Below are 25,297 nucleotides of genomic sequence, written 5' to 3' on the forward strand. Positions count from 1 at the left end.
CGGCGCGCCACCTTGTAAGCCACCTTGCGGGCGGCGTGAGAGCCGTCTGATAACGTATCCAGATACGGGCGGCGACTTCGCGGGTTGACCTTTCGGGGGAATCCAGGGAGCTGCCGCCCCTGATCTTGCAGAAAAAGGGGGCGCAGGCCGCCCGCAGAGGAGAGCATGACCACCACGGAACTTCCCATCACCGCCCCCGCGCTGCTGCGGCCCGGCAGTCCCTACCCGCTGGGCGCGACCTGGGACGGCAAGGGCACCAATTTCGCGCTGTATTCCGAAAACGCCTCGGGCGTCGAGCTGTGCCTCTTCGACGAGGCAGGCCACGAGACCCGCCTCGCCCTGACCGAGCAGACCGCCTTCGTGTGGCACGGCTACCTGCCGGGCGTGGGGCCGGGCCAGCGCTACGGCTACCGCGTCCACGGCGAGTACGCGCCCGAGAAGGGCCTGCGCTTCAACCCCAACGTGGTGTTGCTCGACCCCTACGCCAAGGCGCTCGACGGCACCGAGCGCTTCGAGCACGGGGTCTTCGGCTACGTGCCGGGCGGCGACGACCTCACCATGCAGACGGCCGAGCAGCGCGGCGCGCCGCTGGGCATCGTGATCGACCCCCTCTTTAACTGGGTGGGCGACCAGAAGCCGAAGGTGCCCTTTCACCAGTCGGTGATCTACGAGGCGCACGTCAAGGGCCTGACCATGACCCACCCCGACGTGCCCGAGGCGCTGCGCGGCACCTACGCGGGCGTGGCGACCGAGCCGATCTTGCGCTACCTGCGCGAGCTGGGCATCACGGCGGTCGAGTTTCTGCCGGTGCATCAGCACCTCGACGACCCCTTCTTGCTGGACAAGGGCCTGACCAACTACTGGGGCTACTCGACGCTCAGCTTCTTCGCCCCCGACGTGCGCTACTCGGCGGCGGCGCGGCGCGGGGACCCGGCGGGCGCGGTGCCCGAGTTCAAGAACATGGTCCGGGCGCTGCACGACGCGGGCATCGAGGTCATCCTCGACGTGGTGTACAACCACACCGCCGAAGGCAACCATATGGGGCCGACCCTGAGCTTCAAGGGCATCGACAACCCCACCTACTACCGGCTGGTGGCCGACAACCCGCGCTTTTACTTCGACTACACCGGCACCGGCAACAGCCTGAACGTCCGGCACCCCCAGACCCTGCAACTGATCATGGACTCGCTGCGCTACTGGGTCACCGAGATGCACGTGGACGGCTTCCGCTTCGACCTCGCCTCGACGCTGGCGCGCGGGCTGCACGAGGTCGATCAGCTTTCGGGGTTTTTCACCATCATCCATCAGGACCCGGTGATCAGCCAGGTCAAGCTCATTGCCGAACCCTGGGACGTGGGCGAGGGGGGCTATCAGGTCGGCAACTTTCCGGTGAACTGGGCCGAGTGGAACGGCATCTACCGCGACGACATGCGCGCCTTCTGGAAGGGCGAGGGCGGGCTGGCGTCCGAGATCGGCTACCGCCTGACCGGGTCTTCGGACCTCTACCAGCGCGACGGGCGCAAGCCCTCGGCCTCGATCAACTTCGTGACCGCCCACGACGGCTTCACCCTGCGCGACTCGGTGACCTACGAACAGAAGCACAACGAGGCCAACGGCGAGGGCAACAAGGACGGCCACAACCACAACCTCACCTGGAACTGCGGGGTGGAGGGCGAGACCGACGACCCGGCGGTGAACGCCCTACGGGCGCAGCAGCAGCGCAACTTCCTGGCCACCCTGCTGCTGGGCCAGGGCACGCCGATGCTGCTCGGCGGCGACGAGATCGGGCGCACCCAGCGGGGCAACAACAACGCCTACTGCCAGGACAACCCCATCAGCTGGTACGACTGGGACAACATCGACGCCGACCTGCTGGCCTTTACCCGCAAGCTGATCCGGCTGCGCAAGGCGCACCCCGCGCTGCACCGCCGCAAGTTCTTCTCGGGGCGCACCATCCGGGGGGCGGACGTGCGTGACATCGTCTGGCTGCGCTACGACGGCCAGGAGATGAGCGACGCCGACTGGAACAACCCCCAGACCCAGTCGCTGGGCATGTTCCTCGACGGCGACGGCCTCGACGACGTGGACGCGGAGGGCCGCCCCCTCAGGGACGCCGACCTGCTGCTGCTGCTCTCGGCCTCGCACATCGACCTGCCCTTCCGCCTGCCCGACCTCGACGGCTGCGAGGTCTGGCAGCTGCTGCTCGACACCACCGACGACGGGGCGCACGAGCTGCGGCCCGCCGGGAGCGAGACCACCCTTAGGGCACGCAGCGTGAAGCTCTACCGCTGCGTGAGGGAGTGAGGCCCGGCCCTGGGCACCCGTGGCCCAGCCCGGACCGGCCGGGGGAGGAGGGGGGCGAGGCTGAAGTCCCCCTTGAAGCGCCCCTCATCCCACCTCACCGCGCGCCGCCTAGGCTGACCCGTTTTGCGGCAGACCCCGGCCCTGGGGGTGGGTCCTGCCGCCCGGAAGGAGCACCTGTGAACACCTCTCCCGAATTCGGCCCGGCGGCCGTCTCCTCTTCCGCGGCCGAGCAGCCCGCCTCCCCGGTGGCGGCCCAGCTTCCCGACCGCCCGGCCGCTCAAGGTCCGGACACTCAACGTCTGGGCGCCCAGCCTCTCCCCGGCGGCGGCACCCGCTTCCGGGTCTGGACGACCACCGCGCGGGAGGTCGGGGTGCGGGTGGACGGCGCGGCCCATCCCCTGACGCCGCTGGGAGGCGGCCTCTTCGAGGCGGTGCTGCCGGTGGAGGCCGGGGCGCGGTATTTCTTCTTGCTGGACGGCCAGCCCTGGCCCGACCCCTACGCCCTCTCCCTGCCGGACGGGGTCCACGGCGAGGCGGAGGTCGTGGACCTGCACGCCTACAGGTGGCAGCACACCGGGTGGCGCGGGCGGCCCCTGGCCGAATGCGTCTTTTACGAGCTGCACGTCGGCACCTTCACGCCGGAGGGGACCTACCGGGCGGCCCTGGAGAAACTGCCCGAGCTGGCGGCGCTGGGCGTCACGGCCATCGAACTGATGCCGCTGGCCGCCTTTCCCGGCACGCGCGGCTGGGGCTACGACGGGGTGGCCCTCTACGCCCCCCACGCGGGGTATGGCCGCCCGGAAGACCTGATGGCCTTTGTGGACGCCGCGCATGGGCTGGGGCTGGCGGTGCTGCTGGACGTGGTCTACAACCACTTCGGGCCGGACGGCAACTATCTGGGCGTGTACAGCCCGGAGTACTTCACGGCGCGTTTTCACACGCCCTGGGGAGCCGGGCTGGACTACGCCGAACCCCATATGCGGCGCCTGATCACCGGCAACGCCCGGATGTGGCTGCGCGACTACCGCTTCGACGGCCTGCGGCTGGACGCCACCCAGGAGATGCAGGACGACTCGCCCGTCCATATCCTGCGCGAGCTGGCGGACGAGGTCCACGCGCTGGGCGGCCGCCACCTGCTGATCGCCGAGGACTACCGCAACCGGCCGGACCTCGTGACCGATTTCCACCTCGACGGCCTGTGGGTGGACGACTTTCACCACGAGATGCGGGTGACGCTGACCGGGGACCGCGACGGCTACTACGCGCCTTTTCAGGGCGGGGCGGCGGCGCTGGCCCACGTGCTGAACCGGGGCTGGGTCTTCGAGGGCCAGGAGTGGCCGCTGGAGCGCGCCCCACGCGGCGCGCCCGCCGACGCCCTGGGGGCGCCCGCCTTCGTCTACTTCATCCAGAACCACGACCAGGTGGGCAACCGGGCGGTGGGTGACCGGGTGCATCACCTGGAGCGCGTGACCCCGGCGATGTTCCGGGGCGCGTCTACCCTGCTGCTCACGCTGCCCATGACCCCGCTGCTGTTTCAGGGCCAGGAATGGGCCGCGTCGGCTCCCTTTCCCTTTTTCAGCGACCACGCGGGCGACCTGGGCCGGGCGGTGAGCGAGGGCCGCCGCCGGGAATTCGGCCACTTCGACTCCTTCGCCGCCGGGGAGGTGCCCGATCCGCAGGCCGAGGCCACTTTCCGGCAGGCGAAACTCGACTGGGCCGAGCGCGGGGAGGGCGAACACGCGCGCACGCTCTCGCTGTACCGCGACCTGCTGCACCTGCGCCGGGAAGACCCGGTGCTGCAAGACCGCGAGCGCCGGAACCTCCAGGCCGGAAGCGAGGGGGGGAACGTGCTGTGGGTGCGCCGCGCGACCGGGGACGGCAGCGAGCGGGTGCTGCTGTGGAACCTGGGCCGGGAGGCGGTGGAGGCCGGGGCGCTTCCCCTTCCCTTTGCGCTCCCGCCGCGTGTGCTGCGGCACTCCGAAGGCCGTGAGGGCACGGCGCTGGGCTACGGCGAAGCGGTCCTGCTGGGGTCACAGGGATGACGGAAGTGCCTTCCCCCGCCGCGCCCCTCCCTCCCCATCTCCCCTCCTCCACCTACCGCCTGCAACTGCACGCGGGCTTCGACTTCGCCGCCGCCCGCCGCCTGCTTCCCTACCTCGCGCGGCTGGGCGTGACCGAGGTCTACCTCTCGCCGGTCTGGACCAGCACGCCGGGGTCCACGCACGGCTACGACGTGACCGACCACGCGCAGGTCAACCCGGCCCTGGGCGGCGAAGCGGGACTGCGGCGGCTCTCGGCGCGGGCGCGTGAGCTGGGACTGGGCCTGATTCTCGATTTCGTGCCCAACCACATGGGCATTCAGGGGGGGCACAACCCCTACTGGGAAGACGTGCTGACCCACGGGCAGGCCAGCCGCTACGCGCACTTTTTCGACATCTCCTGGCAGCCGCTCAAGCGGGCGCTGGAAAACAAGGTCTTGCTGCCGGTGCTGGGCGAGCAGTACGGGCGGGTACTGGAGCGCGGCGAGTTGGTGCTGCACCGCGAAGGCGGCACGTTTTTCCTGACCTACTGGGAGCGCCGGTTGCCCGTCTCGCCGCGCACGCTGGCCGGGCCGCTGACCGCGCTGGCGGCAGAACTGGTCGGCCTCCTGCCAGCCGCCGACCACGCCGAACTCGCTTCTGTCGCGCGGGCGGCGGCGAACCTGCCCGTCTCGACGAGTGCGGACCTGACCGACGAGGACCGCCTCGCGCGGGCGCAGGAGTCCGAGGTCATCACCCGGCGGCTGGGGACGCTGGCGGAGGCCTCGCGCCCGGTGCGGGCGGCGCTCGACCGCATGGTGACGGAGACGAACGCCGACCCCGCCCGCCTCGACGCCCTGATTCAGGACCAGAACTACCGGCTGGCCTCCTGGCGGGTGGCCGCCGAGCAGATCAACTACCGGCGCTTTTTCGACATCAACGACCTCGCGGCGCTGCGGATGGAAGACCCGCGCGTCTTCGACTGGGCGCACGCCAAACTCTTCGAGCTGATCGGGGACGGGGTGGTGACGGGCGTGCGGCTCGACCACACCGACGGCCTCTACGACCCCGCCGGGTACTTCCGGGCGCTCCAGCGCGGGGCCGCGCGGGCGCTGGGGCGCGAGTGGCGGGGGGAGGAGGGCGAAGCGCTGCCCCTCTACGTGGTGGCCGAGAAGATTCTGGAACCCGGCGAGGCCCTGCCTGGAGACTGGGCCATCCACGGCACGACCGGCTACGACTTTCTGGCGCAGCTCGGCGGCACCTTCGTGGAGGCCGGGCACGAGGAGGAGGTCACGGCGATCTACCGCCGCTTCACCGGAGACCGCGCGAGCTACGGCGAGCACCTCTACGCGGGCAAGCACCTGATTCAGCGCGTCTCGCTGCCCGGCGAGGTCAACGTGCTGGCCGAGCATTTGGAGCGGCTGGCGGAAGCCGACCTGAGGTTCCGCGACTTCACGCTCAGCCAGTTGCGCGAGGTGATTCGCGAAACCATCGCCTCCTTTCCGGTGTACCGCACCTACGTGCGCGAAGGCGGCTCGCGCGAGCCGGGCGACGACGCCAAGATCGAGCACGCGGTCCGCGAGGCCAAGGCGCACCGGGCGGCGGCGGGCCGCGACCTCGACCCCAGCCTCTTTGACTTTCTCTCGGCGGTGCTGCGGCTGGACGCGCCGGGCGAGGCCACCCGCGCCCGCTACGCCGACTTCGCGCTGAAGTTCCAGCAGCTCACCGGCCCGGTCACCGCCAAGGGCGCCGAGGACACCGCCTTTTACCGCTACGCGCGGCTGCTTTCCCTGAACGAGGTGGGGGGCGACCCGGCGCTGTTCGGCACGCCGCCCCGGGCCTTTCACGCGGCGGCCCGCGCCCGGCAGGCCCGCTGGCCCCATGCCATGCTCGCCGCCTCCACCCACGACACCAAACGCGGCGAGGACACGCGCGCGCGCATCAGCGTGCTTTCGGAGCTGCCGCAAACCTGGGCGGCCTACCTCAGCGGCTGGTCTCCCCTGATCCGCTCGCTCGAACAGGACCTGGACACCGGGCGCGCGCCCGCCGCGCTGGACACCTACACCCTGCTTCAGACGGTGCTGGGCGCCTACCCGCTGGACGGCCGTCTGGAGGACTTCGGGGAGCGCCTCAGCGCCTACTTGCTCAAGGCGGCCCGCGAGGCCAAGCTGCGCACCAGCTGGGCCGCCCCCGACGGCGAGTACGAGGCGGCGCTGGAGCACCTGGTACGCGGCCTGCTGGGCCACGAGCGTTTCCTGAGCAGCCTGGGTGAACTGCACGCGCGCATCTCGACCCACGGGGCGCAAAACGGCCTCTCGGCCACGCTGGTGCGCCTGACCGCGCCCGGCGTGCCCGACACCTACCAGGGCTGCGAGGGCTGGAACCAGAGCCTGGTGGACCCCGACAACCGCCGCCCGGTGGACTACCCGGCGCGCGCCCGTCTGCTGGCGCGCATCGAGAAACGCTGGCCCGTGGACGGCCCCGGGCTGGCCGCCGACCTGCTGGCGCGTTACCCGGACGGCGGCGTCAAGCTGCTGGTGACCTGGGCGGCCCTCCGGGCACGGCGGGCACACCCGGAGCTGTTTCGTCACGGCGGCTACCGCCCCATCGAGGCCGGAAAGTACCTGCTCGCCTTTGCCCGCGAGCACGCGGACGAGGTCGCCGTGACGGTCGCGCCGCGCCTCACGCTGACCCTGACCCGGGAAAAGGCGCCCTGGGCGTTGGGGGAGGTCTGGGGCAACCGCCAGCTCACCCTGCCGCGTCCCGGCAGCTACCGCAACGTGCTGACGGGCGAACGCCTGCGCGTGCGCGGCCAGAAGGTGCCCGTGGCGAAAGTGCTGGAGACGTTCCCGCTGGCGCTGCTGGTCAGGGAGTAGCGGTCAGGGGGACGGGGCACACCCGCGCGGGGGCACCTGCAAGTCCACGCGGGTCGCGCCCCGGAAGGTGACCACCGTTCCCCGCGCGAGCTGCCCGCTGACGCAGCCCGGCTTCAGGGCACGCGGCCCGACCCACACGCGGCCTCCCCGAAAACGGAGGCTGTACCTGACCGTCCGCCGCGCCGTCAGTGCCCCACTCACCCAGGAGGCGGTGAAAGAATGGGTGCCGCCCTGGTTTTTTTCCACCGAGAGCAGCGAACTGTAGCCGCTCCACCGGACGGCTGGGCCATTTGCGGGCGCGGCCAGCGCCGCCGGGCCGATCATCCCTGCGCCGACCAGACTCAGGGTGAGGAGGAAGGGAGGGAGGGGTCTCATGGGGGCCTCCGGAAACGGGAAGGGTGAGGGGCGGGGCCTTCAGCGTACCCCCAGCGGGGAAGAGCAGGCTCCAGATGGGCCGGAAACTTTTCACCCCCCCACCCCGTATCCTGAGGCGTATGCAACTGACTGCCACACGCACCGAAAATCTGGTTCGCACCTTCATGGCGCGGACGTACTCGTGGATGGCGGCGGGCCTGGCCCTGACCGCCGGAGTCGCCTACCTCACCGCGCAAAACGAGGGCCTGGCCTATCAGGTCATGAACCTGCGCTTGCCCCTGATCATCGCGCAGCTCGTGATCGTGTTCGCCCTCAGCGGGCTGGCGCAGCGGATGAACAGCGCCCTGGCCGGGACCCTCTTCATCGTCTACGCCGCCCTGACGGGGCTGACTTTCAGCGCGCTGCTGTTCGTCTACAGCCCCGCCGCCGTGACGGCCGCCTTCCTGACCACCGCCGGGACCTTCGCGGCGATGAGCGTGGTGGGCTACGTCATCAAGCGTGACCTCAGCGCGATGGGCCGCTTTTTCCTCTTCGCCCTGATCGGCCTCTTGATCGCCATGATCGTCAACCTGTTCGTGGCGAGCAGCGCCCTGACGCTGGGCATCAGCGTGGTCGGCGTGCTGCTGTTCGCGGGCCTGACCGCCTACGACACCCAGATGCTGCGCAACCTCGCGCTGAGCGGCGTGCAGGGCGAGATGGCCGAGCGCGCGGCGATCAATGGCGCCCTGGCGCTGTACCTCAACTTCATCAACATGTTCCTCTTTATCCTGCGCCTCTTCGGAATCGGCGGCGGCGGCGTGGGCGGCAGCGACGACTGAGCCGAGGCGCTCGCCACACAGAAGGCCCCAGCGAACGCCGGGGCCTTTTTCCTGTGCTGGCACCTGCTTTCTTACCGCACCCCGGTCAGCTTGGTCCAGTAGTAGTCGTACTTGCCCATCAATACCGGGTACGGCCCCTCCCCGATGGCCGGGAAGTGGCTTCCCCCGGCCAGGGTCACGGGCACGCGGCCCACATGCTCGGCGAGGTCGAGGTGCGCGGCCTGCGCGTTTCCGGCGAAGTTGCTGATGATCAAAAGGGTCTCGCCGTCGTGCTGGCGGGTGAAGGCGAGCACCGCCGGGTTGCCGGTCTCGATGAACGTCAGATCGCCGTGCGCGAAGACGGGATGGGCACGGCGCAGGTCGAGCTGGCGGGACATCCACTTCAGCAGGCTGCTGGGGTCGCGCTCCTGGCTGGTCACGTTGACGCGCTGGTAGCCGTAGACCGGGTCCTGGATGGGCGGGTAGAAGCACTGCTCGGGGGCAGCTGAGGAAAAGCCGCCGCTGACGCCCGCGCTCCACTGCATCGGCGTGCGGACGCCGTTGCGGTCGGCCAGGGTCAGGTTGTCGCCCATGCCGATCTCGTCGCCGTAATACAGGATCGGGCTGCCGGGCAGGGCGAACAGCACGGTGGTGAGCAGCTCGATGCGGCGGCGGTCGTTGTCGAGCAGCGGCGCGAGGCGGCGGCGAATCCCCACGTTGATCTTCATGCGGGTGTCGGGCGCGTAGGCCGCGTACATGAAGGCGCGTTCCTCGTCGGTGACCATCTCCAGCGTCAGCTCGTCGTGGTTGCGCAGGAAAGTCGCCCACTGCCCGAAAGAGGGGATGCCCGGCAGGCGGCCCATAATCTCGCGGATGGAGGTCGTGTCCTCGCGCTTCAGGCTCATAAAGAGCCGGGGCATCACCGGGAAGTTGAAGCACATGTGGAACTCGGGGTCGTGTTCGTGGCCGAAATACTCCACCACGTCTTCCGGCCACTGGTTGGCCTCCGCGAGCAGCAGGCGGCCGGGGTACTCGGTGTCCACCATCCGCCGCAGGCCCCGGAGGATGTCGTGCGTCTCGGGCAGGTTCTCGCAATTGGTGCCCTCGCGCTCGATCAGGTAGGGCACGGCGTCCACCCGGAAGCCGTCCACGCCCAAGTCCAGCCAGAAGCGCGCGGCGTTCAGCAGCTCCTCTTGCACCCGGGGATTGTCGAAGTTCAGGTCCGGCTGGTGCGAGAAGAAGCGGTGCCAGTAGTACTTGCCGCAGCTCTCGTCGAGGCTCCAGTTGCTGGTCTCGGTGTCGGTGAAGATGATGCGCGCTTCCGCGTACTCGCGGCCGGTTTCGCTCCAGACGTAGTAGTCGTGGTACTCGTTCGGGCTGCCGTCGGGCAGGGTGGGGCCGCGCCGCGCCGCCTGGAACCAGGGGTGCTCCGCCGAGGTGTGGTTGGTGACCAGGTCACCGATCACGCGCAGGCCACGCGCGTGCGCCTCGCGCAGGAAGACCCGGAAGTCGTCCAGGGTGCCCAGGTCGGGGTGAATCTCGGTGTAGTCGGCCACGTCGTAGCCGTCGTCGCGCAGGGGGCTGGGGTAAAAGGGCAGCAGCCACAGGCAGTCCACGCCCAGGTCCTTGAGGTAGTCGAGCCGCCCGGTCAGCCCCGGAAAGTCCCCCTTGCCGTCGCCGTTGCCGTCGGCAAAGGTCCGCACGGACAGTTCGTAGAAGACGGCGCTCTTGTACCACTCGGGAGGGGGGGCAGCCTGGGTCATCGGCGCAGTGTAAAGCGCCGCTGGAAGCGCTGCCAGGGGGCTGGCCGGGGGTTCCCCGCTGGGCGGCCGCGCCGCCGACTGTGAGCCAGCCTGCCTCCTGAGCCGCCAGGAATTGATAAAGATAAATCAATATGACCACCCACCCGTCTCCGTCCCCCCGCCATGCCTCCCGCTGGCCGCGCCTCCTCTGCGCGGCCCTGCTGACCGGAGCGCTCGCCGCAGGCGCCCCGGCGCAAGCCGCCGCGCTGCCGGTGAGCGCCACGAACACCATCGTCGCGGATTTCGTGCGGGCGGTGGGCGGCAGCCGGGTCAGCGTGAACGTGATCGTGCCCGCCGGGGGCGACAGCCACAGCTTTCAGCCCACGACCAACGTGATCCGGCGCCTGGCGAGCAGCCGCGCCCTTTTTGCCAACGGGGCGGGGCTGGAACCCTGGCTGCCCAGGCTCAAGGCCGCCGCGCCGGGGGTGCCCGTCACCGAACTGACCAGGGGCCTGAAGCTCCATGAGGCTGGTCACGGCCACGAGGACGAGGCCCACGCGGGCAAGGAACACGGGGAAGCCGGGCATGGGGACCACGGCGAGTTCGATCCCCACGCCTGGTGGGACCCCACGCTGGCGGCCGGGTACGTGCGCAACGTGCAGGCGGCCCTGACCCGGCTCGACCCGGCGGGAAAGGCCAGCTACGCGAACAATGCCGCCGCGTATCTGCGGCAGCTCCAGGCCCTCGACGCCTACGCGAAAAAGCAATTTGCCAGCGTGCCTGCCGCGCGGCGCCGGGTCGTCACCAACCACGACAGCCTGGGGTACCTGGCCGGGCGCTACGGCCTGAGCATCGTGGGCACGGTCATTCCCGGCGGCGGCACCGAGCGCGAGCCGAGCGCCCGCGAACTCGCCGCGCTGGTGCAGGCGGTGAAAAAAAGCGGCGCCCGCGTGATCCTGACCGAGAACACCCTCAACGCCCGGCTGGCCCAGACCCTCGCGCGCGAGACGGGCGCGAAGATCGCCCCACCCCTCTACACCGACGCGCTGGGGCCGAAGGGCAGCGCGGGCGAGACCTTCCTGAAAGCCTTCCGGTACAACGTGGACACGGTGGTGCGGGTGCTGAGGTAGGGGGTGCCAGGCAGGCCACCTTGCCGCCCGCTCTCCGCTCTTGATTCCGCGCTCGCAATATCAGCACGGCGCGCGCTATGCTCGGCGGATGCTGGGTGTGGAGGGGCTGACGGTGCGCTACGGCGCGCACACGGCGCTGGAGGACGCGACGGTGCGCTTTGCGCCGGGCAGCTTCAGCGCGGTCATCGGGCCGAACGGGGCAGGCAAAAGCACGCTGCTCAAGACCGTGGTGGGCCTCAGCGCGCCCGCCGCCGGGCGGGTCACCTTCGGCCCCGGCATGGGGGCGCAAAGCGACGTGGCCTACGTGCCGCAGCAGCAGACGCTCGACTGGGGCTTTCCGGTCACGGTCTGGGACGTGGCGATGATGGGCCGCACCGGGCGGGTGGGCTGGCTGCGCTGGCCGGGGAGAGGCGACCGCGCGCAGGTCGCGGACGCGCTGCGCCAGACCGGGGTGTATGAGCTGCGCGGGCGGCATATCGGTGCCCTCAGCGGCGGCCAGCGCCAGCGGGTGCTGCTCGCGCGGATGCTGGCGCGCGACGCCCGGGTGCTGCTGCTCGACGAGCCGCTGACCGGCGTGGACGCCGCCACCCAGGAGCAACTGATGGAACTGCTGCGCGCCCAGGCCGACGCGGGCCGCGCCGTCGTGATGGTCACCCACGACCTGGAGCAGGCCAGCCGCTGGTGCGACCACCTCGTCCTGGTCAACCGCCGCGTCATCGCCGACGGCACCCCCGCCGAGGTCTATACGCCGCGCAACATCGAGGCCACCTTCAGCTCCAGCCACCTGGGCCACACCCACGCGGAGGCCTGATGCGCCGCCCCGCCTCTCTTTTCCCCCTCAACGCCGCAGGTCCCCGCTGATGGACTGGCTCACCGATCCGCTGCAATTCGACTTTTTCGTACGTGCCCTGGCCGCCGTGGTCCTGGTCAGCGTGCTGTGCGCCCTGGTGGGCGCCTGGGTGGTGCTGCGCGGCCTGAGCTATATCGGGGACGCGATGAGCCACGCGGTCTTTCCGGGCCTGGTGGGGGCCTTTCTGACCGGAGGCAACCTGCTGCTGGGCGCGCTGGTCGCCGCCGTGCTCACCGCGCTAGGGATCGGGGCGGTGGGGCAGCGCAGCGGGCTGAAGCAGGACAGCGCCATCGGCATCGTGTTCGTGGGCATGTTCGCGCTGGGCGTGGTGATGCTGTCGCGGGCGCCGACCTTCACGACCGACCTCGCGGGCTTTCTGATCGGCAATCCGCTGGGCGTCACGCCCGGCGACCTGTGGGGGGCGCTGGCGGTGACGCTGGTGGTGGGCGCGCTGCTGGCCGCCGTGCAAAAGGAACTGCTGCTCGCCTCTTTCGACCCCACCGAGGCCCGCGCCATCGGCCTGCCGGTGCGGCGGCTGGAGAGCCTGCTGCTGATCCTGATCGGGCTGGTCGTGGTCCTGACGGTGCAGCTGGTGGGCACGACACTCAGTGTCAGCCTGCTGATCACCTCCAGCGCCTCGGCCCGGCTGCTGGCCCGCAGCCTGCAAAAGATGGTCCTGCTGGCCGCCGGGTTGGGCATCCTGGGGGGGGTGACCGGGCTGTACCTCAGCTACTTTCTGGACACGGCGGCGGGCGCGACCATCGTGCTGGTCAATACGGCGATCTTCCTGCTGGCGCTGGGAGTGCGGCGCCGGGAGTCCTGACGGCCCCTCAGAAGACTTTCCTGCCCTTGCCCCTCCTTCCCCTGCACTGATCCCCTCAGCCCAAAGCCTCGTCCCGCCCTCTCCCGGCAGGACGGCTCGCCCGCAGGGGGTGTGGTGTGATGCTGCGTCTGAGTGGGGTCCCCCATGTGTTCGGGAACCGGACGGTGGTGGAAGAGGTAAGAGGTGGCCCTGGAAGTCGGCGCGGGCGAACGGCTCGGCCTGACCGGAGACAGCGGCAGCGGCGAGAGCGCGCTGCTGCGCCTGATGGCCGGCCCCGGCGCCCCCGACGCAAGCCGGGTCTGGGACGTGCGGGCGGGCCAGGTGACCGGGAGATCCAGCACCCACCGGTCTAGCCGATGCGGGCGCTCTTCTCCCGGTTGTGCCGGGCGCACAGCAGCTGCACGTTGTCGGGCGTCAGGCTGGTGCCCCCGCGTGCCCAGGGCAGGACGTGGTCGAACTGAAGGTCGTCGCGGGCGCCGCACTCCACGCAGCGGCCTCCATCCCGCTGCCACACGGCCAGCTTGACCCAGCCGGGAATCAGCCGGCGGCGCTCGGGGTGCAGGGCCACAGGCGGGGCACCCTCCTCCTCGCTGCCCACCGCCTTCAGCCGGAAAATGAAGACGTGCCGGGCGCCGTCCCACGCCTGCGCGGCGCCCATCAGGTGAAAGGTGCCGTTGTCGGCCCAGATGCCGGGACGCAATTTCTCGTAGACCCGCACCCGTTCGGGCGCACCCTCCCCGCGTTCGGCGGCGAGCGCCGCCTCGAAAAAAAGGCCATTCTGGGTGGGCTTGCCCCCTGGGGTACGCAGGGGCTGGTCAACGGTCTTGGGGTCGAGGCCTCCGGTGGTGTGGCGCGGCGCGTCGTGGCCCTCGTAGTGCAGCGCCGTGCCGTCCTCGCTGAGCTGGTCGCGGTAGGGGGCGCCCGGCTGCACCGACATCAACAGCACGCTGTGTCCACCGCGCACCCGGAAATTCATGCCGCGCTGGAGGGAGACGCCCTCGCGCAGGCACATCTCCAGATGACTCATCACGCGGGCGGGCATGGAAGCCACGCTACCAGGTCACGCCGGGCCAGCCCAACAAAAACCGCCCCGGTGGGGGGCGGCGGTGAGCGGAGCTGGGGGTCAGTAGAACTTCGTGATGCGCTCGACGGGGTGGCGGTGGTGCGGGAAGCCCTCCTCCGCGCGCTTGCCGATGGGCAGCATTCCGGCGAACTGCACGTGCTCGGGCAGCCCCAGGATCGCCCGCACCTTCGCGGGGTCGAAGCCCAGCATCGGCACGGTGTCGTAGCCCAGGCCCCGCGCGGCGACCATCAGAAAGCCGAAGGCGATGTTGGCCTGCGAGAGGCCCCACTGCCCACGCTGCGCCACGTCCTGCTGTCCGAAGACGCCGTCGAAGGTCTGGCGCTGGCCGCTGCGGCCCGCCTCGCCCATGCCGGGGTGCGCGGTCTCCTCGACAGTCTGGAGGGTGTCTTCCATGTCGCTGTACACCACGATCACGGCGGGAGCGTTCGTGACTTGGGCCTGGCCGTAGGCGGCCTCGCGCAGCTGCTCTCTCAGCTGCGGGTCCTGCACGACGGCAAAGCGCCAGGTCTGCGCGTTCCAGGCGCTCGGGGCCAGCGAGGCGAGGCGCAGGATCTCGCGCAGGTCGCCTTGGTCCACCGGCTCCTGCACGAACTTGCGGATGCTGCGGCGGGTCTCGATGGCCTCGGTGGCGGTCAACGGGCGGGTCAGGGTCGCGGTCATGACCAAAAGGTTATCCCCACCGCTTTGAAAAGTCAAGTGATGTGACTTGTGCCCTGATCTGCCGGGGCCGGGGGGTGTACAGTTGACCCATGAGCACCGCGCACCCAGGCTTCTGTCCGGTTTACCGGGCCATCGGCGTGTTGCAGGAAAAGTGGGTGCTGCACATCGTCCGCGCCCTGCTGGACGGCGAAAAGGGCTTCAACGAACTCGCGCGGGCGGTGGGCGGCTGCAACAGCGCCACGCTGACGCAGCGGCTGGAGCATCTGGAGCAGCTCACCCTCATCGCCAAGCGCACCGAGGACACCCAGGGCAAACTGGCCCGCAGCGTCTACAGCCTCACCCCGGCCGGACGCGAGTTGCAGGGCGTGATCAACGCCATCGACACCTGGGCGCGGGTACATCTGGACCGCAGCAGCGCCCAGGCGCCCGTGGAGCTGACCGGATGACCGCTTTCCTGATCTTCGTCGCCCTGCCCGTGGGGCTGATCGTGCTCTCACGTTTTGTCCGCCCGGACGAGCGTGACCCCCGCCACGGCGACGCGCTGGGGGCGAGCCTGGCCGCCGGGGGCCTGTTCGGCGGGCATGGCCTGACCCCCGACGAGCGCCCGGTCCCCGAGGACCCCGAACCCGTGCGCTTTCGCCTGGACTGAAGCTCTCAGAACAGCGCCCCGGCGTGCGACGCGATCAACAGCGCCGTGTCGGCCGGAGTGAGTTGCGCCGTGTCGAGCCGCAGGGCGCCGGGAGGTGGGGCCAGCGTGCCGGAAGTCGCCAGGACCTCGCGCAGCGCCTGCGGATCGCGCATCTTGGCCCGCTCGCGCCGCTCGGGCAGGGTCATGCGGCGAGCGAGTTCCTCTTCGTGGCACTCCAGCCAAACTGGGACGTACACGGCGTTCCGGTCCACAGCGACCGCCCGAATGCGCTCCGCCGAGGCGCGTCCACTCTCTCCCTCCGTGTGATATGCGGTAAAAATCTGGCTCACGTCGCGCGGAGCCAGCCGGGCGGCCTGCAACCCCAGCGCCCAGACCTGCGCCCCGAGCGCCTGAAGCTCGGGGGGAACCGGGCGCACGCCGTCCGCACCGTAAGGCCGGTACACCGCGTCCCGGAAGAGGTGGTTGTCCAGCAGCACGGCTCCAGTCCGCCGCGCGAGGTGCAGGCCCACCGTCCGCTTGCCGCTGCCCGGCGGCCCGGCGAGGTGGTACAGGAAGGCCATGGCCATGGCCGCCAGCTTAGCGGCCCGGGGACTTGTCCCCTACCCTATATGCGCCAGACAGCGGGCGCCCCCACCGCGAGGGGCAGGGGCGCTGACGGCTGAAAGCTGATGGCCTACTCCAGCACCGCCTCGTGGACGATCTCCACGTTGCCAGTCATGATCCGGCTCAGCGGGCACAGCCGGGCGGCCTGCTGCACATGCTCCTCGAAATCGGCCGGGTCGCTTCCCGTGACCTTGCCGCGCACGACGAGGCGCATGGTGCTGATCTTGAACCCGGGGCCGTCTTTGACCATCTCGCAGGTCGCGTCCGTCCTGAGGTTCTCGACGGTGTGGCCGTGGCCCGAGAGCAGCGCCGAAAGCTGCATGGTAAGGCAGCCCGCGTGGGCGGCGGCGAGCAGTTCTTCGGGGTTGGTGCCCACGCCCTGCTCGAAGCGGGTCTTGAAGGAGTACTGCGCGCCCTGCACGGTGCCCGACTCGGTGCTGACGGTGCCCTGGCCGCTGCGGAGGTCGCCCGCCCACTGGGCGCTGGCCTTGCGTGCGATGTCTGCCATGCGGGCAGTCTGCGCCCGGCGCGCGGCGCGGCGCGTTCAGCCTCTCTTCATCTGGGGCGGCGTCTGGACGGGGCGTTGCCGGGAGGAGGGCCGGACCTCCAGCCCAGGTGGCCTGACCACACGTCCGCTCGGGGGAAGAAGGCTGCCAGGAGCAGCGGCCCGGAGCCAGCCTCTGTGGGGCGCCGAAGTGAGGCGGAAGTTAGACTGCCCGCATGTCACCCTCACGCTGGGAGCCGTCTCCCTGGGAAACTGGGGCGCCCGTTCGGGGCTACGCCTGGGCCGCCGAGCGCCCGCGCGCCGCCGTGCTGCTCACCCACGGGTTCGGGGAGTACGCGGGCCGCTACGTGGAGCGCTACAGCGCCCTGATTCCCGCGCTGGTCGGGGCGGGCCTGAGCGTGTACGCCACCGACCTGCGGGGGCACGGCGCCTCGGACGGGCGACAGGCGGTCGTGGACGTGGCTGAACTCGTGGAGGATCACCTGCGCGCCCGCGAGACGCTGCGGCCCCAGGCGGTCCCTGTCTTCGCCTTCGGGCACTCGCTGGGCGGGTTGATCACGGCGGCCAGCGTGGCCCGTGACCCGCGCGGCCTGAGCGGCGTGATCCTCTCCAGTCCCGCGCTGCTGATCGGGGAGGGAGAACCCGCCTGGCTCAAGGCGTTGGCTCCCCTGATCGCGCGGGTCGCGCCCGCCGCTCAGGTCACGGCGCTGGACAGCGGCCACCTCTCGCGCCTGACGGACGAGGTGAGCGCCTACCGGGCCGACGCGGGCATCTACCAGGGCCGGGTGCCCGCCCGCACGGCGGCCTCGATGCTGCGCCTGAGCGGAGAGCTGTGGGCCAGGTACCCGCGCTGGACGCTGCCCACCCTGGTCCTGCACGGCAGCGCCGACCGCGTGACCGACCCCGCCGGCTCGCGCCGTTTCGTGGAAGCCATTCCCGCCGCCGACAAGACGCTGCATCTGGTCGGGGGCGGCTACCACGAACTCCTGAACGACGAGGAGCGCGAGCAGGTGCTGGGCCGGGTGCTGGCGTGGCTGGAGCGCCAGCTCCGGCAGGCTGAACCCGCCTGAACGGTCCATCACACGTCGCGGGCTAGCGTCTGCCCATGCCCAAAACCTTGCCGCTGCTGGCCCTGCTGTCCGCCGTCCTCGCCGCCTGCGGGGCCGCGCCCTCGGGAACGCCGCAGACCGTCGCCGCGCCCGGCGGCAGCCTGGGGGCGGCCCGCCCCGAGACCCGGCAGGCGACCCTGATCCTGGAAGACGGCAGCCGCCAGCTTGTCACCGGCTTCGTGAAAGACGGGATGCTGCTGCTCGAAGACGACATCCTGCTCGCGGACGACGTGAACGCGGTGGGCGCCCAGGGCACCTACGTGGTGGACACCCGCTACCGCTGGACGGGCCGGACCATTCCTTACACCTTTGCCAGCAACGTGCCCCAGGCGGTGCGCGACCGGGTGACGCAGGCCGCCGCCAACATCCGCGCGACCACCAACGTGGTCGTCACGCCGCGCACCACCCAGGCCAACTACGTGCAGATCAGCTACAACACCGGCACGACCTGCTCCAGCAGCCTGGGGATGGTGGGCGGGCGCCAGACGCTTTCCCTGGCCGACCGCTGCACGGTGGGCACGATCATGCACGAGTTCGGGCACGCGATGGGCCTCTTCCACGAGCAGACCCGGCCCGACCGCGACCAGTACGTGGCGATCCAGTGGAACAACATCCCCGCCGACTGGCAGAGCCAGTACCAGATCCGTCCCGGCAGCGCGGGCTACGGCGCCTACGACTTCGACTCGATCATGCACTACCCCGCCTACTTCGACGGCAAGCTGGCGATCAAGCCGCTGAGCAGCGCCGTGGACCTGAACCGCATGGGCCAGCGCAGCGGCTACAGCGGCACCGACGTGAGCACCATCAACGCGCTCTACCCGCGCTGAGGGCCACGACGAAGGAGCCTGGCCCCGTGAGGGCAGGCTCCTTTTCGCTGGGCGTTCAGCGTCAGGGCGTGACTTCGGCCAGCGGGCGCTGGGGCGTCTCCCCCACCGGCTCCGGCTCACGCTGGGCGCCGCCACCCCCATCCCGGATGTCGGGGTGAATGCCGAAGTCCTGGGCGATCAGGCGGGCCGTCATCTTGGCCGACATCATCACGCTGGGGGTGCCCGCGCCCGGCTGCACCCCGGCCCCGACGAGGTAGAGGTTGCGCACATCCTCCGAGCGGTTGTGGGGGCGGAAATACGCGCTCTGCACCAGGCGCGGCTCCGGCCCGAAGGCGTTGCCCAGGTACGAGTCGAGCGTGCCCTCGAAATAGTCGGGCGTGACGAACTCGCAGTGGGTCAGCCGGGCGCGCAGGTCGGGGATGTAGCCGCGCTCTTCCAGAAAAGCCAGCACGCGGTCGGTCAGCCCCGGCCCCTCGGTGTCCCAGTCCAGCCCCGCGCCCTTGTGGGGCACCGGAATCAGGGTGTAGGCCGCGTGGTGGCCGGGGGGCGCCAGACTGGGGTCGGTCAGGGTGGGAATGTGCAGGTACTGGCTGAAGTCCTTCGCCAGCGGCTGCCCACCGAAGATCTCGCGCAGCAGTTCCTCGTAGCGCGGCCCCAGGATGATGTTGTGGTGGCGCAGGTCCAGCGGGCGCGCGGGGTCGTCACGGAACCCGAAGTAGATCACCAGCAGGCTCATGCTCTGGCGGGCGGCCTTCACGCGCGGGTCACTGTTGACCAGCCGGGCGGCGCGGGGAAGGCGCTTCAGGTAGGTGTTCGCCCAGTCGCCGTTGCTCACCACGATGTCCGCGTGCCGTTCCTCACCGCCTTCAAGCCGCACGCCCCGCGCCACCCGCGCTCCCAGCGGCGCCCGGACCGGGCGGCCCCGGTCGTCACTGACCAGAATCTCGTCCACGCCGCGCCCATACTCGATGCGGCCGCCAAGTTCCTCGAACTTCTGCACGAAAGCGCGGACCAGCGCGCCCGTGCCCCCCATCGCGTAGTGGATGCCCCATGTCTTCTCGACGAAATGGATCATCGCGTAGATCGCGGGCACCGAGAGGGGATTGCCGCCCACCAGCAGCGTCTCGAAGGAGAAGACCTGCCGCAGCTTGGGGGACTCGAAATACTTGCTGGTAAACGAAAAGAGCGTCCGCACCGCGTCCAGCCGCAGCAGGTCGGGCACGACGCGCAGCATGGTGGGCACGTCCCCGAAGTGGGTGTAGCCCAGTTCCAGAAAGCCGCGCTCGAAGATCGCCTGCGCGTCCCGGTGAAAACGCTCGTAGCCCGCGAGGTCGCCGGGGGCCAGCTCGCTGATCTGACGGCGGGTCGAGTCGGGGTCGCCGTCGTAGTCGAAATAGGTCCTGTCGTCGAAATAGATGCGGTAGAAGGGCAAGATCGGCACCAGCCGCACGTAGTCGCGGGTGCGCGGGCCGCCGCTCTCGCCCTCACGCACACGCTCGCCGTGCAGGACGTGCTCGGGGTAGTCGGGCTGGTCCAGCGCCGCGCGGTCCCGCTCCAGCGCGAACAGCTCCTCGATGAAGTGCGGCACCGTGATCACGGTCGGCCCCATGTCGAAGACGTAGCCGTCCGGCGTGCGTTTCTGGTAGGCGCGGCCCCCAGGACCGTCCAGCCGTTCCAGGATGGTGGTGTCAAAACCCAGGCTCTGGAGGCGGATGCCCAGGCTCAGGCCCCCGAAGCCCGAGCCGATGATCAGGGCGGTTTTGCGGCGGCGAGGGGCGGGCGGGCGGGATGGGGACCGTGGGGAGGGACTGTCGGACATGGCGTTCCTCGGGAAAAGGGAGGGGGGGAGCGGGAGGGCCGCTGGGCAGCGGGACGGACCCCCCCGGCGGGGCGGGGCGAGATCGGCCGCTGTTCAGGCGGCTCGCAGGCCGGGGGGCAGCGCAGGGGACGTCACAGCTTGTAGGCGAGGGCGCCGCGCAGTTCCCACCAGGCGCGCGGCAACAGCAGCAGCTTGCGCGTGCCGCTGACATGCGCGCGGCGGCGGAAATTGTCGAAGTCCGCCCGGGCGAGGTCGTCGAGAATGCCCTCGTAGGAGCGGGCGGCGGCCTGCACGGCGAGGCGGGCGCTGCCATTGAGGCAGGGAATCCCGGCGCGGCCCTCGGCGTACCACGCGCGGGCCTGGGCCGAGAGGTGTTCCATCAGGGCGCGGTACTCGGGGGTGACCTGCCCGGCTTCCAGCGCGGCGCGGGTTACCCCGTACTCGCGCAGCAGGGTCTCGGGCAGGTACACCCGCCCGCGTTCGAGGTCCTCGCCCACGTCGCGCAGGATGTTGGTGAGCTGCATGGCCTGCCCCAGCATCAGCGCGCAGTGCAGGGTGCGCTCGCCGCCCCGGTAGCCGCTGATGGGCGCGATCATGAAGCCCACCACGCCCGCCACCCGGCGGCAGTACAGGGTCAGGTCGTCCATGTCGCGGTAGACCTGTCCGCGCAGGTCCATCTGGAGGCCCTGGTGCAGTTCCTCGAAAGCCGAGAGCGGGATCGGCCAACGGGCGGCGGCCCAGGCCAGCGCCACGTCGCCGGGATGGGCGGCAGGCTGGCCCCGGAAGGCGGCCTGAATGCGGGTCCACCACTCGGCCAGCCCCTCCTCGGCGGCGGCGCCGGTCCGTTCGTCCACAAGGTCGTCGCCGGTGCGGCAAGCGGCGTAGACCGCCCACACCGCCGCGCGCTCCTGGGCCGGAAAGAAGCGCGATCCCAGATAGAACGTCTGGCTGTGCCGCCGCGTCACGTCCCGGCAGTGCGCCACCGCCGACGGGGGCGGAGACGGAACCGGGGTTGGGGAGAGTTGGGTCACAGTCTGGCTCCTCTACCCGCGAGTGTATGCGCGGAACTGCTCGGGGAAGTCACGGTTTCTTACACATCGCTGACCAGGTGGCCCAGCTTACCAGAGGGGCAGACCCGCCCCGGGGTCCGGCTTGAGGTAACGCTCGAACACCACCGCGCCCACCCGCAGCCCCGAGGCGCGGGTCAGTCCGGGCAGCTGCCGCCCCACCCAGGCGGGATCGGGAAAGGTCAGCCCGCCCAGCGCTGGCTGCGAGAGCGCGGCCTGGAGCGGTCCCCCGGTGCGCCCCAGGTACATCAGCCACAGCTGCCCGCCGGGCCGCAGCAGCCGCTCGAGTTCGGCCAGCAGGCGGGCCGGGTCGCGCGTCTCGTTGAGGGTAGCGCCGACCGTGATGCCGCCGAAGCTCGCGCCGGGCAGGCCGCTGGCCTCCAGGTTGGCGAGGTACCAGTCGATGCCCGGCTGCCGCTCGCGCCGCCGGGCCGCCGCCAGCATAGGGGCGCTGAGGTCGGCGGCCAGGACCCGGCAGCCTGCCCGCGCGAGGACCCCCGCGTAAAAGCCGGTGCTGGTGCCCACGTCGAGCCAGAACTCGCCCGGCTGCGGCGAGCAGAGCGTCCGGAACAGCCGCGCTTCACGCTCCAGGCCGAACGCCTGACCCGAGAGCCGCGAGAGCGAGCGCGCCCGCCACGCCGGGTAAGCGGGCGGCGTCACCGGCCAGAGGTTGCTGCGCTGCGCCAGGGTGAGCGCCGGCTGCCGGTCACCGGCCAGGCCCCCCGCTGAGTTCAGGTTTTCTTGGCTCTGGCGCGGGGTGAGCATGGGGTTCATTATGCTGGGCAGGATTGGCCCCTGCCCTGCCGGGGCATGGCCCTTTGCCGGAGGACATATGCAAGAAGAACGCAAGAGCATGGGAGGCGCACTCGTCGAGGTGTTCGACGCGGCTGTGACGCTCGCCAAAACCGAAATCCGCGCGGTGGCGCAGCAGGTGGGCCGGGTCGCCAAGGTCAAGGGCATCGGCGCGGTGATGCTGCTGGGCGCGACCGGCCCGCTGATCATGGGGCTGGTCTTCTTGATTCTGGCCGTCTTCTACGGCCTGATGCGCCTGGGCCTGGGGGCCTGGGCCGCCGCCCTCTTGATCGCGCTGGTGAGCTTTGCCCTGACGGCCGCCCTGGTCCTGCTGGGCCTTAAGCGCCTCGGCGCCGAGGTGCCCCGCGACGACGCGGCCGGCGGCGGACGCCGGGGCGGCCCCATGACCGAAGACGAGCGGCTGGAGGCCGAGTACCAGGAAGAGCAGCGCCGCAAGCTGAGCGACGTGACCTACGCGGCGGCGCCCGGCACCGCCCCGACCTCCCGCCCGGCGGCGTCCCAGGGCGGCGCGGTGACCGGCAGCGCGGTCGTGGTGACCCCGGTGACGGGCGGCGCGGTGGCAGGCGGCGTGGGGGCGGGGACGACGGGGACGGGCGCACGCGGGACCGTTCCGGCGGCGCCCACCGGCAATTCGGCGCCCTCCACGCGGGTGTCGCCCGACACGGCAGCCAACATCGACAGCGCGGGTCCGGCCTACAGCGGCACGCGGGCGAGCGCGGCCTCGGTGGGCATGGGCGCCGACGTGGAACGCGGCACCGTGCGGCCCGGCCAGAGCACCTCGGGCTTTACCGCCGGGGGCGTGGGCGTGAACGCCAGCGACCAGGGGTCGGGCATCAAGACCACCCTGACTCGTCAGGAGGGCGTCTCCCAGGGCACCGAGCTGCGCGGCACCGACGCGGGAGAGGTGCGGCTCCCCGTCTACGAGGCGACCGAGAGCGGCGAACCGCAGGTGTACGGCAGCGGCCTGAACAAGAAGCTCGACGGCAGCGAGACCCACGACGCGGGCGCGGGCGGCCACGGCGGGCACACCCCGAAGCACGACCCCAACATCCAGCACCCGGTCGTCCTCAAGGACGCGCCCGGCATCGAAGTCAGCACCACCCCCACCTTCCGCGAGGACATGAAAAAGGAGGGCCAGTCGTGACCGGTCCGTCTCAGGGGCAGTACCGCGACGAACGCGAGGAGGCCCGCGCCCGTCTGAAAGCCAGCGTGGACGCCCTCACCGAGCGTGCCAGCCTTCAGGTGCAACTGCAAAAAGACCCCCTCAAGATGCTGGGCGGCGCCTCGGCCGTCGGCGCGCTGCTGGGCGTGGTCGTGGGGCGGCAGTTCCGGCGCAGCAAGAAGATCTACGTGGACGCGACCAGCCCGGTCAAGCAGCAGAAGGCGCTGATGAAGGCGCAGCAAAAGCAAAAGGGCGGAGGCGTGGGCGGCGCCCTGGTCGCCACCCTGGGAACCCTGGCCTTCAAGGCCCTCAACGACAAGGTGCTGACGCCCAAACTCGAGGAGATCGCCAACAACATGCTCGACCGCGCGGGCCAGCAGCCTGGGCAGTCCGGAGCGCCCCAGGGCGGCGCAGCCAGACCCCAGTCGCCCGCCGCCCGCCGCCCGGCCCCCAGCGGCGGGGGGGGCGCGGCCAGCTTCCTCAAACGTCCGGAGGGCGGCGCAGCCCAGACGGCCGGCACCCCGGCCAGCCCCCCAGCCTCTACGGCAGGCGCCCAGGCAGGCCAGATTCAGGGCTACGGCGAGCAGAGCCGTGATACCGCCGCGCCCAGCCACCCCGGCGAGCTGCCCACGCGCCCCAGCACGGTGGAGGCCAAGGCCCAGGGCACGCCCATCGCCCCCCAGGAAAAGGTCAATCCTAACCTGCGCTGACCGGCTTCCACCCCTGTTCACAGCCTGCCCGCAAAGGTGGGCTGTTTTTTGATACGGGCAAATCAAGTCTGCTAGCCTGCCCCCATGACGGCCACCCGCAGCACCCGCCAGCGCGACGTGATCGCCCGCGTCCTCGACGGCGCCGAGGGGCCTCTGGCGGTGGGCGACGTGCTGACGCGCGCGCAAAGTGACCTGCCGGGGCTGGGGGTGGCGACCGTGTACCGCACCCTCAAGCTGCTGACCGAACAGGGGCGCATTCACCCGGTGACCCTTGACGGCGAGACGCGGTATGAACCCAGCGGACGCGGTCACCACCACCATTTCTCGTGTACGGCGTGCGGACGGGTCTTCACGCTGCACACCTGCCCGGTCGCCCTGCCGCGCGGCACGGTGTACCCGGGCGGCTTCATCGTGGAAGCGCACGAGGTCACGCTCTACGGCCGCTGTCCGGCGTGCGCGGCGCCGCAGGCTTCCGGTCAGGGCGAAGGCCGCAGGGAAGGTTGACTGCCCCCCGCCTCGCGCTCAGGACGGCGAGGCCCCCGAGACGGTCAGGCCGTCAGACAGCACCACCCCTCCGCCCCCGAACTCAAGGAGGCTCCCCGCCCAGGTCAAGGGGTCAGCTTCGCCAGCAGACGGCGCAGCAGCTGGGCATTGACGCCCGCCTCCGCGTAGGGGTTGAGGTCGGGCGCGGCGGCGACGCGGCGGGCCAGGGCCAGACCGCCGGGCACCATGAACCCGTAGCGGTTCAGGGCGTGGTTGGGGGGACCGTCCGGGGCAGCGAAGCGGGCGCGGGCCAGCAGCAGGTCAGCCCGCTCTTCCAGGCTCGTCCTGGCCCGGTCGAGCATCCCGCGCTGCGAGACGGTCAGGGCCGCGCGCACCCCCTCGAGCGCGCGCCCCGCCGCCAGCGGCCCCAGCGTCGGCCGGGCAGCCAGGTCGCCCAGCATCTCCCGGAGTTCGGCCCGGGCGCCGGTGGCGGGGGCAAACGTGCCGCGCTCCAGCAGGTCGGCCAGCAGCCGCAGCGTGACCAGCAGGTCCAGGGTTGGCCGGGCCTGCCCGAGCTGGGCGGGCGTGTGGGCAGAGGGACGGGACAGCGGGGGCCGGGGCGGGTCGCTCATGCGGGGGGAGGAGGCCGCGCCTGCCAGGCCGAGGGTCAGGCAGGCGAGCAGCAGGGCGCGGGTCATGACCCAGCGTACCGGGCCAGGGTGACAACAGGCTGACACGCCTCGCAGAAGGTTGCGCTTGAAGGGGGCGAAAGAGAGGGAGCAGACGGCGGCGGCCCCTCCCACATTGGACAGGGCCATGGTCACGCCGAGCGCAAGCGAACCCCCTCAACACGTCGTGGAGGACGCCCCCTGCTTCACCCTGCGCCGCAGC

General features: G+C 70.9%; 24 protein-coding genes and 1 pseudogene. 15 read left to right on the forward strand and 10 right to left on the reverse strand.

Translation table 11 applies throughout. The features are described 5' to 3' along the window. Window positions 1–165: 165 nt before the first annotated feature. The 3 genes from glgX to treY all read left to right on the forward strand — a co-directional run bounded on the left by glgX (window position 166) and on the right by treY (window position 7,198). Window positions 166–2,304 carry a glycogen debranching protein GlgX gene (gene glgX / locus HNQ09_RS13650; protein WP_184030351.1) on the forward strand — a complete coding sequence of 713 codons (2,139 nt, stop codon included), beginning with the start codon at window positions 166–168 and terminating at the stop codon, window positions 2,302–2,304. A gap of 245 nt (window positions 2,305–2,549) precedes the next feature. Continuing rightward, window positions 2,550–4,346, forward strand: coding sequence for a malto-oligosyltrehalose trehalohydrolase (gene treZ, locus HNQ09_RS13655; RefSeq protein ID WP_184030502.1), 1,797 nt, complete (start codon window positions 2,550–2,552; stop codon window positions 4,344–4,346). Then, window positions 4,343–7,198 (forward strand): malto-oligosyltrehalose synthase, encoded by a 2,856-nt coding sequence (treY, locus tag HNQ09_RS13660; RefSeq protein WP_184030353.1) that lies wholly within the window; start codon window positions 4,343–4,345, stop codon window positions 7,196–7,198. Before treZ ends, treY begins: the two co-directional genes overlap by 4 nt. A 3-nt stretch (window positions 7,199–7,201) precedes the next feature. On the opposite strand, the gene HNQ09_RS13665 is transcribed toward treY, so the two are convergent. Then, window positions 7,202–7,573: a hypothetical protein gene (locus HNQ09_RS13665; protein ID WP_184030355.1), complete on the reverse strand. Its 372-nt coding sequence runs from the start codon at window positions 7,571–7,573 to the stop codon at window positions 7,202–7,204. A gap of 119 nt (window positions 7,574–7,692) precedes the next feature. On the opposite strand from HNQ09_RS13665, the gene HNQ09_RS13670 reads away from it, so the two are divergent. Next, entirely contained in the window at window positions 7,693–8,391 is a 699-nt protein-coding gene (locus HNQ09_RS13670) for a Bax inhibitor-1/YccA family protein (RefSeq protein ID WP_184030357.1), read from the forward strand. 71 nt (window positions 8,392–8,462) lie between these two features. Here HNQ09_RS13670 and treS read toward each other — a convergent pair whose 3' ends face one another. Next, window positions 8,463–10,133: a maltose alpha-D-glucosyltransferase gene (gene treS / locus HNQ09_RS13675; protein WP_184030359.1), complete on the reverse strand. Its 1,671-nt coding sequence runs from the start codon at window positions 10,131–10,133 to the stop codon at window positions 8,463–8,465. Between the two features lie 131 nt (window positions 10,134–10,264). On the opposite strand from treS, the gene mntC reads away from it, so the two are divergent. The 4 genes and pseudogenes from mntC to HNQ09_RS19280 all read left to right on the forward strand — a co-directional run. Continuing rightward, the gene (gene mntC, locus HNQ09_RS13680) at window positions 10,265–11,242 is read left to right on the forward strand and encodes a manganese ABC transporter substrate-binding protein MntC (protein WP_184030362.1); all 978 of its coding nucleotides are present in this window, start codon (window positions 10,265–10,267) and stop codon (window positions 11,240–11,242) included. Window positions 11,243–11,330: 88 nt separating this feature from the next. Further along, a complete protein-coding gene (gene mntA / locus HNQ09_RS13685) occupies window positions 11,331–12,053 on the forward strand; it encodes a manganese ABC transporter ATP-binding protein MntA (protein WP_184030365.1) in 723 nt (240 codons plus the stop codon). Window positions 12,054–12,102: 49 nt separating this feature from the next. Then, on the forward strand, window positions 12,103–12,915 hold the full coding sequence (gene mntB / locus HNQ09_RS13690) for a manganese ABC transporter permease MntB (RefSeq protein WP_184030368.1): 813 nt from the start codon (window positions 12,103–12,105) through the stop codon (window positions 12,913–12,915). Window positions 12,916–13,098: 183 nt separating this feature from the next. Next, window positions 13,099–13,164 (forward strand): annotated as a pseudogene (locus HNQ09_RS19280) (hypothetical protein); the annotation flags it as partial. A gap of 100 nt (window positions 13,165–13,264) precedes the next feature. Here the strand turns inward: HNQ09_RS19280 and HNQ09_RS13700 are convergent. Both HNQ09_RS13700 and HNQ09_RS13705 read right to left on the reverse strand, forming a co-directional pair. Continuing rightward, complete coding sequence (locus HNQ09_RS13700; protein ID WP_221269839.1) at window positions 13,265–13,957, reverse strand: HNH endonuclease; 693 nt, start codon at window positions 13,955–13,957, stop codon at window positions 13,265–13,267. Between the two features lie 81 nt (window positions 13,958–14,038). After that, the gene (locus HNQ09_RS13705) at window positions 14,039–14,659 is read right to left on the reverse strand and encodes a nitroreductase family protein (protein WP_184030371.1); all 621 of its coding nucleotides are present in this window, start codon (window positions 14,657–14,659) and stop codon (window positions 14,039–14,041) included. An 89-nt stretch (window positions 14,660–14,748) separates the two neighbouring features. Between HNQ09_RS13705 and HNQ09_RS13710 the strand changes: the two genes are divergently transcribed. Together HNQ09_RS13710 and HNQ09_RS13715 are read left to right on the forward strand one after the other, a co-directional pair. Beyond that, entirely contained in the window at window positions 14,749–15,105 is a 357-nt protein-coding gene (locus HNQ09_RS13710) for a winged helix-turn-helix transcriptional regulator (protein WP_184030374.1), read from the forward strand. Next, complete coding sequence (locus HNQ09_RS13715; protein WP_184030377.1) at window positions 15,102–15,308, forward strand: hypothetical protein; 207 nt, start codon at window positions 15,102–15,104, stop codon at window positions 15,306–15,308. The genes HNQ09_RS13710 and HNQ09_RS13715 overlap by 4 nt, the downstream gene beginning before the upstream one ends. A 5-nt stretch (window positions 15,309–15,313) precedes the next feature. Here the strand turns inward: HNQ09_RS13715 and HNQ09_RS13720 are convergent, their stop codons facing one another. Beyond that, on the reverse strand, window positions 15,314–15,874 hold the full coding sequence (locus HNQ09_RS13720) for a P-loop nucleotide/nucleoside kinase family protein (RefSeq protein ID WP_246363367.1): 561 nt from the start codon (window positions 15,872–15,874) through the stop codon (window positions 15,314–15,316). Window positions 15,875–15,981: 107 nt separating this feature from the next. Next, on the reverse strand, window positions 15,982–16,419 hold the full coding sequence (locus tag HNQ09_RS13725; RefSeq protein ID WP_184030380.1) for an OsmC family protein: 438 nt from the start codon (window positions 16,417–16,419) through the stop codon (window positions 15,982–15,984). A 212-nt stretch (window positions 16,420–16,631) separates the two neighbouring features. Here HNQ09_RS13725 and HNQ09_RS13730 point away from each other — a divergent pair, with 212 nt between their 5' ends. Further along, window positions 16,632–17,486: an alpha/beta hydrolase gene (locus HNQ09_RS13730; protein ID WP_184030383.1), complete on the forward strand. Its 855-nt coding sequence runs from the start codon at window positions 16,632–16,634 to the stop codon at window positions 17,484–17,486. A gap of 35 nt (window positions 17,487–17,521) precedes the next feature. Further along, a complete protein-coding gene (locus tag HNQ09_RS13735) occupies window positions 17,522–18,352 on the forward strand; it encodes a M12 family metallopeptidase (RefSeq protein ID WP_184030386.1) in 831 nt (276 codons plus the stop codon). Window positions 18,353–18,413: 61 nt separating this feature from the next. Here the strand turns inward: HNQ09_RS13735 and crtI are convergent, their stop codons facing one another. From crtI to HNQ09_RS13750, 3 genes are all read right to left on the reverse strand, one after another. Beyond that, a complete protein-coding gene (gene crtI / locus HNQ09_RS13740; protein ID WP_184030388.1) occupies window positions 18,414–20,171 on the reverse strand; it encodes a phytoene desaturase family protein in 1,758 nt (585 codons plus the stop codon). A 131-nt stretch (window positions 20,172–20,302) separates the two neighbouring features. Continuing rightward, the gene (locus HNQ09_RS13745; protein ID WP_380003569.1) at window positions 20,303–21,202 is read right to left on the reverse strand and encodes a phytoene/squalene synthase family protein; all 900 of its coding nucleotides are present in this window, start codon (window positions 21,200–21,202) and stop codon (window positions 20,303–20,305) included. Between the two features lie 87 nt (window positions 21,203–21,289). Then, on the reverse strand, window positions 21,290–22,003 hold the full coding sequence (locus HNQ09_RS13750) for a class I SAM-dependent methyltransferase (protein ID WP_246363368.1): 714 nt from the start codon (window positions 22,001–22,003) through the stop codon (window positions 21,290–21,292). Window positions 22,004–22,070: 67 nt separating this feature from the next. Between HNQ09_RS13750 and HNQ09_RS18970 the strand changes: the two genes are divergently transcribed. From HNQ09_RS18970 to HNQ09_RS13765, 3 genes are all read left to right on the forward strand, one after another. After that, a complete protein-coding gene (locus HNQ09_RS18970; protein WP_246363369.1) occupies window positions 22,071–23,195 on the forward strand; it encodes a phage holin family protein in 1,125 nt (374 codons plus the stop codon). Then, a complete protein-coding gene (locus HNQ09_RS13760) occupies window positions 23,192–23,923 on the forward strand; it encodes a hypothetical protein (RefSeq protein ID WP_184030393.1) in 732 nt (243 codons plus the stop codon). Before HNQ09_RS18970 ends, HNQ09_RS13760 begins: the two co-directional genes overlap by 4 nt. 84 nt (window positions 23,924–24,007) lie before the next feature. Then, window positions 24,008–24,427 carry a Fur family transcriptional regulator gene (locus tag HNQ09_RS13765; RefSeq protein ID WP_184030396.1) on the forward strand — a complete coding sequence of 140 codons (420 nt, stop codon included), beginning with the start codon at window positions 24,008–24,010 and terminating at the stop codon, window positions 24,425–24,427. A 104-nt stretch (window positions 24,428–24,531) separates the two neighbouring features. Here HNQ09_RS13765 and HNQ09_RS13770 read toward each other — a convergent pair whose 3' ends face one another. After that, on the reverse strand, window positions 24,532–25,104 hold the full coding sequence (locus HNQ09_RS13770; RefSeq protein WP_184030400.1) for a hypothetical protein: 573 nt from the start codon (window positions 25,102–25,104) through the stop codon (window positions 24,532–24,534). Window positions 25,105–25,297: the final 193 nt, after the last annotated feature.

Source organism: Deinococcus budaensis, assembly GCF_014201885.1.
GTDB lineage: Bacteria > Deinococcota > Deinococci > Deinococcales > Deinococcaceae > Deinococcus > Deinococcus budaensis.